Raw genomic sequence first — 18,480 nt, 5'->3', positions numbered from 1 at the left:
TATTTGATGTTTTTATACCCTTTTAAATATCTAAGAATATTTTTCTTTGTAAGCACAAATACTATTTTAATGAAAACTAAATTTTTTCTATTTCTTTTTATCGTTTCTTACACTCAATTTGCTCAAGAGGCCAAAAAACCCAATATCATCATAATACTAACTGACGATCAAGGTTATGGAGATGTTGGTTTTAATGGTAACAAAAAAATGAAAACCCCTCATTTAGATGAACTTGCCAAAAATGGAGTGATTTTTACTAATGGATATGTAAGTTATTCCGTTTGTGGCCCAAGTAGAGCAGGAATTATTACTGGAAGATATCAAGATAAATTTGGTTTTAGTAGAAACCCACTTTTTACACCAAAAGATGCCTCTTCTGGATTGCCCTTAGAAGAAGAAACAATCTCAGAGTATTTAAAAAAGGCTGATTATAATACAATGGCAATTGGAAAATGGCATTTAGGGGCACATAAATCTCAACGTCCTTTAAGTAGAGGTTTTGATGAGTTTTTCGGATTTTTATCAGGAGGTCACAAATATTTTCCTGAAGAGTTAACTAGAAATAATCTATCAGAAGTTCGTTCTCAATTTGATGCTTATAACACAAAGCTTTTAAAGAATGATAAACGAATACATGAAAAAGAATATCTAACAGACGCCTTTTCAAGAGAAGCTGTTAACTTTATAGAAAAACAAAATCAAAAGCCATTCTTTTTATATTTAGCTTATAATGCCCCACATGCGCCTTTAGAAGCTACAGAGAAATACTTATCTAGATATCCTCACATAAAAAATAAAAAGCGAAAAACTTATGCTGCAATGGTTAGCGCTGTTGATGATGGTGTAGGTTTGATTTTGAACAAGCTAAGAGAATTAAAAATTGAAGAGAACACCATTGTTTTTTTCTTATCTGATAATGGTGGTAATGAAAATAAAGGCTCCTACAATGGTGCACTTAGAAAAGGCAAGGGTTCTTTATATGAAGGAGGAATTAGAGTGCCTTTCGCAGTACAATGGAAGGGAAAAATTCCAGCAGGAAAAGTTTATGATAACCCAATTATTTCTCTAGATATTTTTGCAACAGTAGCAGAATATGCTCAAGTTCCAACAAAAAAAAGCTTAGATGGTGTAAATTTAATACCCTATTTAAATGGCAAAAATAAAGGTATTCCTCACAAAGAATTATATTGGAGAATGTACGATAAGAAATCTATTGCTATCAGAAAAAATAATATCAAACTCATAAAAAATAAGAAAGGAGAAGTAGCTCTCTACAACCTTTCTAATGATATTTCTGAAAAGAATATTTTGAAGGATAGCATCACCTTAAAAAAACTACAAGAACTCCACAAAACTTGGAACTCCTTTAACATAAACCCTGCCTTTGATGGGTTAGGGCAAAACAAATCTTATAATTTAAAGCATCCAAATCGATTTAAAAATGGTGAAAAATATTAGATTGACTCGTTTTTTATGTATAACACAACTATTGCTTTTTATAATAGTTATAACGTCTTGCGAATCGCAAAATTCCAAGAATTATTATTTTAACCCCATATCAGGAAATAACCAAAATTTAGGAACTTCTAAAACTGCACCTTTTAAAACATTATCAAAAATAAAAGAGTTAACGTTATTACCTGGAGATTCTATTTTGTTAGCAGCAAATACCACTTTTACAACTCCTTTAATTTTAGAAAATGTTCAGGGTTCAGAACAGCAACCAATTGTAGTTTCTAGTTATTCAAACAGTAATAATTCACAAAAAGCAATCATTAAAACTAATGGTTATTTAAATGGAATTCGAGTTGAAAATGCTAGCTTTATTGAAATCAATAATCTGAAAATTTCTGCAAATCCATTAAAAAAAGAGAATAAAAGCACTAAACAAGAAATGCGATGTGGTGTTTTGGTAAACACTTCAGTAAAAAACAACTACAAACATATTTATTTAAAAAACCTTGATGTAGCAAATATTTTTTATGAAAATGAAAATACTACGAGATCTTTAAAAGAAACAAAATCTGCTAATGGAACTCAAAATTATGGTTATGGAATTCGTTTTATCAACAAAACCAAAGATGCAGTTTTAAATGATATAAAAATTGAATCTTGTACTGTAACAAATGTTTCTCATACAGGCATAAAATTAACTTCTTGGAAAAATAAACGTAATTATGGAATCGAAAATTTTATAATTTCTAACACTAAAGTAAGCAGAACTGGTGGTCCAGGAATTCAAATGTCTGGGGTTAAAGACGGACATATTTTTAACAATACTGTTGATAAATCTGGCAGCAATGATGATTCGCGAAAATGGGCAAGAGGAAGTGGATTATGGACCTGGGGTTCAGCCAATGTTTTAATTGAGAAAAATAGATTCACAAATGCCAATGGTCCAGGAGATTCTGCAGGAGCTCATATAGATTTTAACTGCAATAATATTGTGTTACAATACAACTTTAGTGCAAATAATGCTGGCGGGTTTTGTGAAATTTTAGGCAATAATTACAATTGTGCATACAGATATAATATTAGTATAAACGATGGTTTTAGAGTTAAAGGAGAAAACAATGCATTTCAAGAAGGTAAAATATTTTGGTTGAGTGGTTATGTTGGTCGTAGGCAAAAAAGAAACGGTCCTTTTAATAGCTATTTTTACAACAATACCATTTATGTAAAAACATCAATTCAAGCAAAAATGGCAATAACCAGGAAAGCAAAGGGTGTTTTAATTGCAAATAACATATTCCATATAGAAGGTGTTAGTAAAATGGTAAATGGCGATCAATACAATCCAGAAAAAAAAGATAAATCAGTTTCAAAAAATATCTTTTTTGAAAATAATTTATTTCTTCACAAATCGAGTTGGCCAGAAAAAATGCCAATTCAAGATAAAAAACCAATGTTTGGAGATGCAAAATTTAAAAATTTAGGAGGACTATCTTTACAAGATTATATACCTAGCAATGTAGAATTAATAAAAAACAAAGGAATTAATATACAAAAATTAGCCAATGACACCATTGGTTCTATATATGGATTATCCTTAAAAAAAGATATATTAGGGAATACTATTATAGGTTTACCAGATTTAGGAGCAGTAGAAATAGCTACAGAATAACATGATTTTTAAAGACAAAACATACGTTATTTTTTTAATTTTTACACAATTTTTAATTGGGCAAAATCTAATTAAAAACGGAAATTTTGAGTCCAATAAAGACCATTGGGAAGGTTTTAATAACCAAGTTTTAAAAGACGACCTTACAAACTCTTTTGTTGGTAATGTAAATAATTCAGCAGGTTCTTTACTTCAAGTTTTCTCTTTAACAGCAGGCAAAACCTATAATGTAGCTTTCGATTACAGATGGGTAAGTGGTAATGGAAATTACAACATGACAGTACGTGTAAAAAAAGGAACAACAGGAGATGATATTCAAACTTTAAAATTAGACACTACTCCAGATGTTTGGAAAACAGGTAGTTTTACATTTACAGCTCCTGAAAATATATCAAAGGCAAGAATAGTGTTTTATAAAGTTAACGAAAATAGACCTTTACGCATTGATAATGTTATCATTATAGATGAAGATTTTGAATCTAGCCTTATAGACCTAAAAACTCCTTTAAATACTCAACCAAATGGAGTGGCTGGAGATTGGGTTTTAGATTTTAGTGATGAATTTAATGATGAAAGCTTAGACCTTACAAAATGGAGAAAAAGTGTAAGTACAAAAACAAGACAACCTAGATGGAATAAAGGCATACATGATTGGAGATGGACTGCAGAAAATGCCTTTGTAAATACAGATGGTAAACTAGTTTTAAGAGCTACAAAAACTAACAATACCACAATGCGTTGTGGATCTGTAGAATCTAGAGGGTTATATGAAGTTAAATATGGCTATTTAGAAGCAAAAATAAAAATTGCAAAAACGGCAAAAGGCAATCATACTGCGTTTTGGTTACAAGGAAAAAACCAAGGTAATGTAGATAACTCAGCTGCAGATGGTGCAGAAGTTGATATTTTTGAATCTGCTTGGACATCTAACAGCTCTAAAGCTGTGGTACATTATGATGGCTATGGATCTTTCAAAAAAAATCATACCATACCTTTTAATACCCCAAATATTCATGATGATAAATTCCATACCTATGGTTTACTATGGACAGAAAATGTAATGTATGTTTACTATGATGGTATTCAAGTAACTTCTACCAATGCGAATAAACCTTTTCCTTTTTCTACAAATCCTTCAAATGGACAAGATTTAGTACCACAAGTAGAAGAATGGTTATGGCTTTCTGTTGGTGCAAGTTTTGGAGATGGAGATTTTGTAAGTCAACCAATAGGATTATTATCTGATGCTTTGGTAGATTATGTAAGGGTGTTTAAACCATCTCAAACATTAAGTATAAAAAATAATACAAGTGATACTTTGCAAATTTACCCAAACCCTGTTCATAATTTTTTAAATGTAAAAGCCTTAAAACCAAAATTTAAAATAACCATTTTTGATATAAAAGGAAAAGAAATACTTCAACAGAAAACTACAATAGAAAATGTAAAAATTAATTTTCAAGGTTTTTCTAAAGGGATTTATTTTATCAAAATCAATCAAAAAGATAAAATAACCGTCAAAAAAATCATCTTTTAGCCATTTTGACTTGATTACCTCCTTCCCTCCTTTAGTTGAGTGCATTGCCCATTTTTTTCTCTTCATTAGTTTTTCTTTTGAGATTATTAATTAGTCAAAAAATTAATTTCACTATTTCATTTGCAACATTTATACCCTAATTAAGAAACTTTTCAATGCAAATGCAGTGCATTTTGTTACGTAGCTTTACATCAAATAGATAAACTAAAAACTAAAAAAATGAAAAAACATTACTTCACTATTTTATTATTATTACTTTGCAGCTTTTCCTTCGCTCAGAATCCGATAGCCCATTATAATTTTAACAATAGTTTAAATGATGAGACTGGAAATTGGAATTTATCACCCTCTTCAGGATTCACTCCTATATTTGAAACAGGCCAAGATGGAACAGCAAACAGTGCAATTGCTGGATTTGGAGCTGAAGATTTTTTAACAACAGTAGATAATTTTGCTCCTTTTAATGGAAGTGCAGACCGAACAGTAACTGCTTGGGTTAAATTACCAATAGCTGCGGCTGGAAAAAATCTTGCTGTTTTGGGTTTAGGAAACAACGACAATAATCTCGAAAAATTTACTTTTGGAACAATAGCTGCAAATAGTCAAACAGAATCAAGAAACAGAGTAGAAGTTAAAGGGAATGGTAAAACAGGTAACGTAAATTTAGCAGTAGATACTTGGGTGCATATTGCAATTACCTATACTTCTGTAGGATCAAGTACTTTTAAATTATACGTAAATGGAGTGTTAGACGTAGAAAAAACGATTAATAACCCCATAAATACTGGTGAAAGTGCTTTATTAATAGGAAATGATTATACACTTAATGGAACTACAGGATTAAGAGAAAGAGGTTGGCCAGGAGCAATTGATGATGTTAGAATTTTTGATACGGTTTTAACAGAAGCTCAAATTACTGCAATATACAGTTCAACTTTAAGTACAAATAATTATACAAAAAAGACTGTTGGAATCTATCCAAATCCTATAAAAAACCATTTATTCATATCAAACCCTAACACACATACTGTAGAAATATTTGATATTTTAGGTAAACTAAAACTAAGTGTAAAAGAATATAACGTAAATGGTATTGATACTAGTAATTTATCTCATGGGGTTTACATTATTAAAGTATATGATGAGCAGAAATCAGTATTAGGAACAGTTAAAGCAATTAAAAATTAAGTTGATTTTTAAACTGAAAATTAAAAGAGGTGGTTTTAAACTGCCTTTTTTAATTTAAAAAAACACTTTAAAACATGATAAAATCTCGTAAAATCTCAACGATTTTTAATTGCAACATTTATACCCCTTTTGTGATACTTAATATTTTTAAGAAACTGTTAATTTTACGAAGAATTTACAAATTAAAAACAATACAATGAAAAATTTTTTTCGAATTTTATTCTTTTCATTAATTACATTAACCTCTTGTACAGACGATAATTTAATATCTATAGATTATTCAGAGTTTGATGCAATCCTTTCTGAAGCTAATAGTATAGCAGATGTTTCTAAAGAAGGTAATAAAAACGGAGATATTATTATAGGATCTACTGAAATTTTAAATACTGTTATAGAAAAATATACTCCATACAGAGAAACTGCAATTAACCAAGGAACAATAAATATAGCAACCGAAAGATTAAAAAGTGCAGTAGAAACATATAAGTTAAGCATTGTAATTGTTGATGGTACTACTTTAGAAAGTACCATAGCAAATGCCCAATCATTGCATGACAATGCAGAAGAAGGGGCGTTTCCTGGAGAATACCAAGCAGGTTCAAAAGCTATTCTACAAGCAGCATTAGATGAAGCTAAAACGGTTTCTAATAACACAAACGCTACCCAAGCAGAAATAGATACAGCTCTTAGTAATTTACTTGCTAGTATAAATGAATTTAATGATGCTGAAATACCACCTTTAGATTTTGATAGTCTAAATACCGAAATAGATCAAGCTCAATCATTACATGATAATGCTGTTGAAGGTACTAATATTGGAGAATATGCTCCAGGTTCAAAAGCAGTTTTCCTTACAGCTATAAATGATGCTAGAGATGTAGTTAATGCTACAACTCCTCTAACTCAAGGAGAAATAGATGCTGCACTTACTGCTTTACAAAATGCAACTGTTGCGTTTGAAGCAGGTAAAGTTGGAGGCCCTACAAGAGATACAACTGCTTTAGAAAATGCCATTTCAGATGCACAAGCATTACACGATAATGCTATTGAAGGAAATAATTTAGCAGAATATCCTTCAGGGTCTAAAGCAATACTGCAACAAGCTATTAATGATGCGCAAATAGTGGTTAATGATATTAGCTTAGGACAACCAGAAGTTGATACTGCATTAGCTAACTTGCAAGCTGCAGTTACTACCTTTGAAAACTCGGTAAACGCAATATCAGTTGTAAATTTTGCCGGAGATACATACATAGAAACACCATCTTTTCAAGGAATTACTGGTGGTACAAACAGAACTATGGAAGCTTGGATTAATACAACAGCAAACTCAAATAACCAAACGTTAATTTTATCCTGGGGTGTAAATTCTGCACAAGAAAAATGGGATATGAGAATTAACCAAGGAAAATTAAGAATAGAGTATTCAGGAGGTGGAATAAATGGCACACAGATTATAAATGATGGTGTTTGGCATCATGTTGCAATAGTTGTATCTAATAACGGAGCTAACCTAGATGAAACCTTGCTTTATGTAGACGGTTCTTTAGACGCAATATCTGGTGGATCTGGCGCTAACCCTATAAATTCTTCTGCTACGAATAACTTTAATATTGGTAGAAGTGCTAGTCAAACAGATAGATTTTTTATCGGTTCTATAAGTGATGTAAGAATTTGGAACGTTGCAAGAAGCGAAAGTGAAATAGCTTCTAATAAAGACACTCGTTTAACAGGTAACGAAGCTGGTTTGGTTGGATATTGGAAACTAAACGATGGTTCTGGTACTGTAGCATCAGATTCAAGTACTTCAAATCATACTGGTAATATAATAGGTACTAACTTTACTTGGGATAAATTATTTACTGGCTTACCTTTTTCTAATTAAAATAACTAAACTATATATCTAAATATAAAAGAAACTTGCACAAAAAATTGTGTAAGTTTTTTTTTACAAAAAGAAATATTAATATTATATTCAATAATTAAATCTAATTTTAAACTATTCCTAATAATTAAGCATGAAATTTACACAAATCATATATTTTATTCTTTTTGTTGTTTCTTTTGGATATGCTCAAACTGTTAAATACCCTTCTATAGCCTTAACTATAAATGAGGCTCCATTTTATAAAAAAACCAATTCTTTGTACCAAGACAATTTAGGCTACTTATGGTTGGGTACTATAAATGGCTTATACAGATATAATGGTTATGGAATAGAAAAATATCAATATGATGTTTTTAATGAAAACTCTTTACCAAATAATAATATAAATTCTATTGTTGAAGATAATTATGGAAATCTCTGGTTAGGTAGTGAGAGTTATTTAATATATTACGATAGAGCCAACAACATTTTTAAAGGGTTTTACAAAGATAGAACCTCTAAAATTCTAGGGAAATCTTCAGATGGCACTGTATGGTCTTTTACACAAAAAATCGGATTAATAAAAATAACACCAAAAAAAGAACTAGAAAAATCAAAGCTAAACACCGAATTCAATTATCAGCAAAAAAATAATATATTTAATTCTAGAATTCAGGCAAATCAATATTTACAAGACAACTACAATAGAAATTGGTTTGCAACTTCTAAAGGCTTAATTGTTTTAGATCATAAATTAAATAACAGAACTACAAATTTTAAAAAAAACACAATAGCAATTCACAAAAGCGACAGTAACAACTTTCTAGTAGCAACTAAAAAGAGTATTTACCGCTTAAAATACAATAAAAAAAATTACAATATAAAGGTAGTTAGTAAGTATCCAATAGATGTTTTCAAAAACGGTAAAAAAAACGAAATAATTATTAATACATTAACTGTTGATACAAATGGTAGTACGCTTTGGATTGGAACAAATCTAGGATTAATTAAAGGTGTAAAAGAGGGTAATAAATATGTATTTACTAAAGTTAACGAAAAAAAGAACTTAAACAATCAAATAAATACCACGCTTATTGACAGTTTTGATAATTTATGGATTGGCTCTCAAAGAGGCGTTAGTAAGCTTGCTGGTAAATCTTCATTATTTAAAAACTACAAACTTGGAGGTGACTTAACAAATACTTTTTCGTCTCATTTGCTAAGCGAAAATAAAAACCAACTTCTTGTAGCATTTAAAAATAATGGAGTTTTTAGATATAACATAAAAACCAAAACAACAGAAAGATTCTTAACAGGTAACAAAGAAATCTATTTTATTAAGCATACAAATAATAACGAAGAATTATTTATTGGTTATGGAAACACGTTAATACAAACCCAAAATTACAGCATAAATAAACTACAACCCAAGGTAAAAACTATTAAAAAATTTACTAAATCTGTATTAGATATAATTCATTTTAATGATAATGATATCTGGGCTGGCTTATGGGGAAAAGGAATAGACATCATAAAAACTAAAGAACCGCTTTCTAATTTTGATAAAAAAGTAATTGCCTCATTATCTAGAACAAATGTATACGTAATGCATTTAGATAAAAATGATAATATTTGGATTGGTACTAGAGGAAATGGCTTATTTAAAATTAACAGAAAAAATAAACAAATACAACACCTAGAACCTAAAAAAAATGGTTTGTGCTCTAATGCTATATTAAGCATAGCAGAAAGTAGTAATGGTAATATTTGGATTGGTACTAGAGGTGGTGGTTTAAACCATTATAACATTACAAATGATGTCATTACTACCTATAATATTAAAGATGGTCTACTATCAAATACTATTTCTGGTATCAGAGAAGATGCTAATGGTAATTTGTGGATAAGTACAGATAGTGGTATCTCATTCCTTGATGCAAAAACAAAACGGTTTAAAAGTTTTGGTATTGATAACGGAATCGAAGAAAATCAATTCAGTTTTAACACACAAAGTGTTTTTGAAAACTCAGTTTTTTTTGGCACAATAGGTGGTTTTTACGAAATAAACACGGCTAAATTTAATGTTAATAACAATGTGCCTAATACCGTAATTACAGAATTTTCTATATTTGGTAACAGTCACGATAATAAGGCAATCCAAGAAAAAAATCAGTTATTAAAAGAACAAATCAGAAAAAATAAACATATAACATTAAATTATAACGAAAATAATTTAGTCGTAAAATTCTCTTCATTAGACTTTACTGCACCAGGTAAGAATAAATATGCATATAAGCTAGTTGGTGTTAATGACTTTTGGGTAAACACAGACGGATCAAACAGAAGTGCCAATTACAATAATTTACCCAATGGAGATTATATATTTAAAGTAAAGAGTAGTAATAGTGATGGCGTTTGGAACCACAAACCTATTTCTTTAAGCTTTTCTATTGCTCCACCATTTTGGAAAAGTAACACAGCCTTATTTATTTACACAATTTTAATTCTCTTAGCAATTTACGCAGCTTTTTTATTAGTTAGAAAATGGTACCGTTTAAAACAAAATTTAGTTGCAGAAACTGTAAGTAGACAAAAAGACAACGAGTATCATAGAATGCGAATGGTGTTTTTTACAGATATATCTCACGAGTTAAGAACTCCGTTAACTCTAATTAGAGGAACTGTAGAAAAAGCAATAAACGACACCAACTTTACATTAAATACACATTCTATAAATAGAATTCAAAATAATATTATTAGAATGAACAAGCTTATCAATCAAATAATGGATATTAGAAGACACGATAGTGGTAAGTTTAAACTAAGAATATCAAAAAATAATATCGAAGAAAATCTAACTAAAATCAAAAATGATTTTAATGATTTGGCTAGAGTAAATCATATAAATTACAAATTAAAATCTAAAATAGAACATTTAGAAGCATTTTACGATATTCAAATACTCGAAAAAATTTTATTTAATTTATTATCTAACGCCTTTAAATATACACCAGAAAAAGGTAAAATTGTTATCAAAGCAAAAATTTTAAAATCAAAAGCAATACCCAAACATATTGTAAAAAACTTAAAGAAAGGAAACTATTTAAAATGCCAAGTAACAGATACAGGTATAGGAATATCAGAAAAAGATTTACCTTATATTTTTAACAGGTTTTACCAAGCCACAAAAGTAATTACCAATCAAATTCCGGGCACAGGTATAGGTATGGAACTTGTTGCAAAATTAACAAAACTTCATAATGGTTATATAGAAGTAGATAGCAAAAAGCACGAATTTACAAAGTTTACATTTTACCTCCCTGTAGATAAAAATCATTATTCAGATGATAGTTTAATTACTACACTTGCAAATAATGTAGATGAAAATTCAGATAAATTCGATTCAATCTACAAAAACCCTACTTATCTATCTAATGAAAGCGAAAATACTACATCAAACAAAGGAAAACCAAAAGTACTTTTAGTAGAAGACAACAAAGAAATACTAAATTTTCTTGAACAAGGTCTTCAAAACGATTTTTATATTTTAAAAGCTACAAACGGTAAAGAAGGTTATGATGCTGCCGTAAATGAAAATCCTGAATTAATTTTAAGTGATATTTTAATGCCAGAAGAAGATGGCGTTTCTATGCTTAAAAGAATTAAAGAGAATAAAGATTTGGCACACATTCCTATTTACATTCTCTCTGCTAATGGTTTTGATGAAACTAAATTAGAATGTATAAAATTAGGAGCAGATGATTTTATTGATAAGCCTTTTAGCTTAGAGTTTGTGCGTTGGAAAATAAAAAACAACTTACAAAAAGGAAACGATTTAAAAGAACGCTATAGTAGAATTGTGTCAATTAATCCATCAGAAGTTACCATAGAAACACCTAATGATAAGTTTATAAGAAAATTGGTTAAAATTATAGAAAACTCTTTAGATGATAATTTGTTAAGCGTAGAGTATTTGGCTTCAGAAGTTGGTGTTAGTAGAGCAAGTTTATACAGAAAATTACAAAAAATAGCTAACATATCTCCTGTAGAATTTATCAAACAAATTCGTTTAAAAAGAGCTACTCAACTTTTAAAAAACGATAGTTTATACGTTTCTGAAATTGCACATATGACTGGTTTTAATAACTTAAAGTATTTTAGTAAATGTTTTAAAAAAGAATATGGTGTAACCCCAACCGATTACAAAAAAAACTTGGTTGAAAAGAATAAAAACTCAGATGTTAATAGTTAAAATAAATAGTTATTCATAAACCACTACAGATTAACTAATAAACACATGTTTTGTAACATTTTCTACCTTAAGATGAGATACAATAAGCCTTAGATATGCTCATTAGTTTATAATTTAGTAAAACACAATAACTACAATTATAAATGAAACATATTAACTTAAAAATTATCATAATTCTTTTTTTTGCTACAACAGTTTTTCCTTTTTCTACTGATGCACAAAACCAAGACAAACCTAATATTCTTTTATTTATAATAGAAGATATGTCAGATTTTTACTTGCCTGCTTATGGTAATAACATTGTACAAACACCAAATGTTGATCGATTGGCAAACACATCCAATAGTGTTATTTTCGATAATGGTTATTCAAACGGAGCTGCCTGTTCTCCTGCAAGAACTACATTAATTACAGGAATTTATTCATCTGCTTTGGGCGCAGAACAACATCGTAGAGATATAGAATATCCTCACGAATTTTTCTGGACAAAATTGATGCAAAATGCTGGATATTGGACATCAAATGTTGGTAAAACAGATTACAATATTAAAAATGAAGACGCATTATTAAGTCAGATTTGGAATAACTCAAACGGAACATTTCAAAACGCACCTGCAAACAAACCTTTCTTTTGTATCGAAAATAATTTTGATACTCACATGTCAAAAATTACAGATACTAGAGATATTACTAACGATAGAAAAAATAGAACAGTGGCATTAAATGAAGTAAATATTCCTCAATATTTACCAGACCTAAATTTAATAAGAGATGATATGGCTTGGTATTATGAAAGAATTAAAGTGATGGACAATTGGCTGGGTAACCGATTAAATGCATTAAATAATTCTGGAAGAGCAGATGATACTATTATATTTTTTATGGCAGATAATGGAGGCTCTATGTCTGGTAGTAAAGCCTTTTTAAGACAAGATGGAATGAAAGTACCCATAATTGGTTATTTTCCTGAAAAATGGAAACATCTTGCCCCACCAAGTACTAATGGACGAAGCAACGCTATTGTAGAATTTGTAGATTTTCCTAAATCTATATTAAGTATTGCTGATGTAGCAATACCCGAAGAAATGCAGGGTAGAATCTTTTTGGGTGAAAATCAAGAACAAGAAGAGAATTATGCTTACGGAATTTTAGCAAACCAAGGAAACTATTTTATTCCATCAAGAGCGATAACAGATGGCAATTACAAATTCATTTGGCACTACAATAATTTTTGGGCAAAGGGTGTTAGAAAACAATTTCAATTTCAAATGCCTGGTTTCCAAGCTTGGGAAAATGCATATAGAAATGGTAGTTTGTCTGGTATTCAAGCAGATTTTTGGGAACCCAATCCTACCTTCGAGCTTTTTGATTTAAATGCAGATCCAGGAGAAGTAAATAATTTAGCAAATAATGCCAATTATGCCAATAAATTACAAGAAATGAAAATGGCTCTAAAGCAGAAAATTAGAGCTATTAAAGATATTGGTTTTAACCCAATAACACTTAGAGATACCATTACTAATGGTAGTTATTATGAAGTTGTTAGAGATAGAAATATTAATATGGAAGCCATCTATGCTGCTGCAGAATTGGCAAGTGAAGCAGAGGCTTCAGATCTCAATAAAATTGTAGAAAATTTACTCAACGCAAATCCAACAGTGCGATATTGGGGTGCAGTTGGTATTGCTAGTTTGGCATATCATGAAAAAATAAACACTTTACCAGATGAGGTTTTTAAATTTATGAATTTAGAAAACGAAAATATAGAATCTCGCTTAATGTGTGCATTTGCAGCAGCGTCTGTTGGTAAACTTTGTGAAGCAAATAAAGTATTTACCAATTTAGCTTCAGATAAAATGACTGTAGTTTTTTTAGCAACGTTAAAAGATCCATCACCATTTGCTCAATTCATTTATGATGTCTATCAATCAAATACTGGGAGTTTTCCAAATCGATCAGCATTGGTAAATGTTGGTATTATGAGTTATGATGATTTAATTGACCCAAGTTCTAATCCAAACTTAGACTTAAGTATATTATCTGCTTCAAGTGTTTTAGAGAATTGTAATCAAGAAGCATTATGTGCAGATGAACAAGGCGATTTTTTTAATGAAAGCACACTATCTAACAACTGGACATTACTTAACGGTACTTTTAATAACGATATTGAAATTAGCAACAATCGTTTAAAAATAAATTATACCTCAGGCAATCAAGGTGTAGAGCGCGAATTTACACCGAAAAATAGCGATAATACAAAGCTTACGTTTACCATAAATAGCGAACGTAATTGGTTAAGAAATTTTGCATTATTTAAAAATCAAGCAGGTGATACTTTAGGAGGTATTGTAATAGGTAATAACGAAAATAAATTTATTGCAACCATAGCCAATAAAGAAAGTTTAAGAAATAACACCCCTCAAATTGGCAAAGATATTTTAGGAACTACTTTTATTAAAAACATAGATTATACCATTGATGTAACATTTAATTTTACAAACCAAACGTTCGATGTTTCCGTTGACGGTTTTGATAGTGTTAAAGCAACTGCTGTTCCTTTTTGGTCAACAAACAACCCAGTAAATATTGGTAAATTCAACTTTACATTAAACAGTATTTTCAACAATTCTTTGGGGATACATTTAGACAATTTAATTCTCAAAGAAGTTACAAACTATTCACAGAATTTTGATACCACTTATGCATCTCTAGTGAATTTAATTTATAACTCTAATATTGGTCCAGAACAAGAACAATATCCAGAAAGTGCCTACCAAGTACTTTATAGTTATTTTGTATCCTTAACATTACCAGATTGTAATACTTCGCAGAATGAATATAATAGTATAGAATCAGAAATTACAGCAGAAATAAATAAATTTCTTGCCTCTAAAAACTCTTTATCAACAACAAATTTTGGTAATTCCAATTTTGAACTGAATATCTATCCAAACCCTGTAAAGAGCAATAAAACGTTATCATTACAATTTAATAATAAGCTATCTACTCAAAATTTCACTTTTAATTTAGTAGATGCAACTGGTAAATTGGTTTTTAGCAATAGGTATCATTATAAGAATAAAGTAACCCTAAACTTACCCCAGAATATAAAGAGTGGCTTATATATTGCAACAATTAAAACCAGAGATAAAACCATTAAGAAAAAGCTAATTATTCAATAATAGTATTGATACAAATTTATATTACCCAACAACACTAAATATTTATTAAAAATGATTAAAACCAAATATTTTTACATCTTTATCATCCTTCTAACATGTAACTATCAGTGTTTAGTTGCGCAACAATTAAATGATGTAAAACCTTGGGAAGACCCACAAGTTTCTGGCATTAACAGAATGCCAAGTAAAGCTACTTCTCATTCTTTTGCAAATGAATTAGAGGCTTTAGAAAATGATAAAACATCATCTTCTCGTTATAAATTACTTAATGGAAATTGGAAATTTTCTTGGTCAACAAAACCAGAGTTAGCTCCAAAAGGCTTTGAGGCTAATACCTATGATGATAGTAAATGGAACACTATTCCAGTTCCTGCAAATTGGGAATTAGAAGGGTATGGAACTGCAATTTATACCAATACAAAGTATCCTTTTCAGCCAGTTAATCCACCTTTAGTTTCTAAAGAAGATAACCCAACAGGTTGTTACAGAACAGAATTTGAAATACCTAAAAATTGGAATGGAACTCAAATAACGTTGTCTTTTGGTGGGGTAAGTTCTGCGTATTATGTTTGGTTAAATGGTAAATTTTTGGGGTATAGTGAAGATTCTATGCTGCCAACTCATTTTGATGCAACATCACACGTAAAGGAAGGAAAAAATATATTAGCTGTAAAAGTATTTCGCTTTAGTGATGCTTCTTATTTAGAAGACCAAGATCATTGGCGATTAAGTGGTATTCAAAGAGATGTATATTTAACTTCTGCTCCTAAAGTACAACTTTACGATTTTTTTGTAAAAACAGATTTAGATGAACAATACAAAGACGCAACTTTAAAAATTAGACCAAGAATAAAAAAGTTTGATAATACAAATTTAAAAGGCTATACATTAGAAGCTAAGCTTTTTGATGAGAACAAAAAGGAAGTTTTTGACAAACCTTTAAGTATTCCTCTCAAAAAAATATACAGAGAAAAATTTGGTCAACGAGGAAAACCCGATTTTGCTTTATTACAAGGTAAAGTAAAAAACCCAAAAAAATGGAGCGCAGAATGCCCAAACTTATACACGCTAGTATTTAACGTTAAAGATGCAAAAGGAAATATTTTAGAATCTAGAACAACTAAAGTTGGTTTTAGAGAAGCAGAAATTAAAGATGGAGAATTTTTAATAAATGGAAAATCTGTGCTTATGTTTGGGGTTAACAGACACGAACATGATCCTGTAAAAGGTAAAGTAGTTAGTAAAGCATCTATGATAAATGATATTTTACTAATGAAACAATACAATATAAACGCAGTAAGAACATCACACTATCCAAATGACGAACAGTGGTACCAATTATGTGACGAATATGGTATTTATGTAATGGATGAAGCCAATTTAGAAACTCATGGTCTTGGTGGGCAATTAAGTAACGATGCCTCTTGGTCTAGTGCCTTTTTAGAACGTGCAGTGCGTATGGTAGAGCGCGATAAAAATCATCCTAGTATTGTTTTTTGGTCTTTGGGTAACGAGTCTGGTTCTGGTTTTAATCACGTAACAATGGCCAATTGGATTCGTAGTTACGATAATACAAGACCTGTGCATTATGAAGGTGCTCAAATTACAAAAGGCAAACATAGAGAAGAAGACAAAATTTATAAAGATCCTATGTATGTAGATGTAATTAGCAGAATGTATAACCCTATAGGATATATGGAAAAAATGTCTGAACTAGAAGGTGAAGAAAGACCTATTATATGGTGCGAATATGCACATTCTATGGGAAATTCTACAGGGAACTTATTTAAATACAGGGATGTTTTTAGAAACAATAAACAGATTATTGGTGGCTATATTTGGGATTGGTCAGACCAAGGATTATCTCAAAAAACAAAAGATGGAGAATTTTTCTATGCTTTTGGTGGTGATATGGGCGATACAAAAATAAACTCTAGTAATTTTTGCTTAAACGGAATTGTAGGACCAGATAGAGAAATAAAACCAGCAACTTGGGAAGTAAAAAAAGTATTTCAACCAGTAGAGATACAGCCTAAAAATCTTGAACAAGGAACTTTTACCATAAAAAACTGGCACAATTTTACCAATTTAAATCAGTTTGATGTTTTTTGGGAATTACAAGAAAATGGTAAGGTATTAAAATCTGGAATGCTAAACCCAATTGATGCAACACCAAATAAAACAACTACGTTAACCATCCCTTTTAAAAAACCTAAAATTAAAGAAGCCTCAGAATATTTTATTCGCGTTAGTTTAAAGTTAAAAAAAGATACAAACTGGGCAAAAAAGGGACACGAAATTGCATGGGAACAATTTAAACTTCCTTTTTACAAAGAAGCAAAATTAATTTCTTTAAAAAGAATTAAAAACATTTCGGTTACTAATAATACTATTAACGGTGCAAATTTTAAAATTGATTTTAACGAAGCTGATGGTAAAATATCAAACTTTATCTTTAACAATAAAAGTTTGGTGGTTTCAGGACTTCAACCAAGTTTTTGGAGACCTATAACAGACAATGATAGAGGTGGTGCAAAAACACAGAAACACCTTGCTGTTTGGAGAGAAGCTTCTAAAATGGCTAAATTATCATCTTTTGAGCTGAAAAAAATATCCGATAAAAAAGCATTGGCAACCTCTAGCTATACTTTTGCAAACAATAAAGCATCAATGAAAGTTGAACAGTTAATTTATGGAGATGGTACTATAAAAGTTGATGTTACTTTTAACGCAGATCAATCTCTACCCATATTACCAAAGTTAGGATTGCAATTAAAAATACCAACAAATTACAATAACTTGCAATATTTAGGACGTGGACCTCACGAAAATTATTGGGATAGAAAATTAAGTGCAGATGTGGGTACATATAAAACCACAGTAACAGAAGATTACTACTCCTATATTCGCCCTCAAGAAAGTAGCAACAAAACAGAGGTTAGATGGATGAAATTAACAGATAATTCTGGAACAGGCGTGTTAATTAAAGCAATTAATGAAAATTTAAGTATGAGCGCAATACCTTACTCTACTTGGAATATTGAAGAGGCGTTGCATACTTATGACTTAAAAAAGACAGCTTTTTACACCATTAATATAGACCATAAGCAAATGGGTGTTGGTGGTGATGACAGTTGGTCGCAAAAAGCACTACCTCACAAAGAATTTAGAATTCCAGCTAAGAATTATAACTATTCATTCTTAATTCAACCAATTAAGAATAATAAAACTAAAAACATAAAATATCCTAACTAATAAAGTATCTACTTTAAGTAAGTTAAACTTTTATTAGCCATTTAAATAATATGAACAAATGTTAGAATTCAAATC

8 protein-coding genes are annotated in these 18,480 nt (G+C 30.0%); all 8 read left to right on the top strand.

What is annotated here, in order from left to right:
- Positions 1 to 69 precede the first annotated feature (69 nt).
- Positions 70 to 1,458 carry a sulfatase family protein gene (locus ACWYN7_RS11675; protein ID WP_462860140.1) on the top strand — a complete coding sequence of 463 codons (1,389 nt, stop codon included), beginning with the start codon at positions 70 to 72 and terminating at the stop codon, positions 1,456 to 1,458.
- A complete protein-coding gene (locus tag ACWYN7_RS11670; RefSeq protein WP_462860139.1) occupies positions 1,442 to 3,124 on the top strand; it encodes a right-handed parallel beta-helix repeat-containing protein in 1,683 nt (560 codons plus the stop codon). Before ACWYN7_RS11675 ends, ACWYN7_RS11670 begins: the two co-directional genes overlap by 17 nt.
- A 1-nt stretch (position 3,125) precedes the next feature.
- Positions 3,126 to 4,661 (top strand): T9SS type A sorting domain-containing protein, encoded by a 1,536-nt coding sequence (locus ACWYN7_RS11665; RefSeq protein WP_462860138.1) that lies wholly within the window; start codon positions 3,126 to 3,128, stop codon positions 4,659 to 4,661.
- A 219-nt stretch (positions 4,662 to 4,880) separates the two neighbouring features.
- Positions 4,881 to 5,849: a LamG-like jellyroll fold domain-containing protein gene (locus tag ACWYN7_RS11660; RefSeq protein ID WP_462860137.1), complete on the top strand. Its 969-nt coding sequence runs from the start codon at positions 4,881 to 4,883 to the stop codon at positions 5,847 to 5,849.
- Positions 5,850 to 6,045: 196 nt separating this feature from the next.
- Entirely contained in the window at positions 6,046 to 7,734 is a 1,689-nt protein-coding gene (locus tag ACWYN7_RS11655; RefSeq protein WP_462860136.1) for a LamG-like jellyroll fold domain-containing protein, read from the top strand.
- 133 nt (positions 7,735 to 7,867) lie between these two features.
- Entirely contained in the window at positions 7,868 to 11,968 is a 4,101-nt protein-coding gene (locus tag ACWYN7_RS11650; protein WP_462860135.1) for a hybrid sensor histidine kinase/response regulator transcription factor, read from the top strand.
- A gap of 143 nt (positions 11,969 to 12,111) precedes the next feature.
- Entirely contained in the window at positions 12,112 to 15,150 is a 3,039-nt protein-coding gene (locus ACWYN7_RS11645; protein WP_462860134.1) for a sulfatase-like hydrolase/transferase, read from the top strand.
- Between the two features lie 51 nt (positions 15,151 to 15,201).
- Positions 15,202 to 18,405, top strand: coding sequence for a beta-galactosidase, LacZ type (lacZ, locus tag ACWYN7_RS11640; protein ID WP_462860133.1), 3,204 nt, complete (start codon positions 15,202 to 15,204; stop codon positions 18,403 to 18,405).
- The last annotated feature ends 75 nt before the right edge of the window (positions 18,406 to 18,480 follow it).

This window comes from Polaribacter sp. M10 (assembly GCF_054968445.1).
This window is presented reverse-complemented; position numbering and strand designations above follow the sequence as displayed.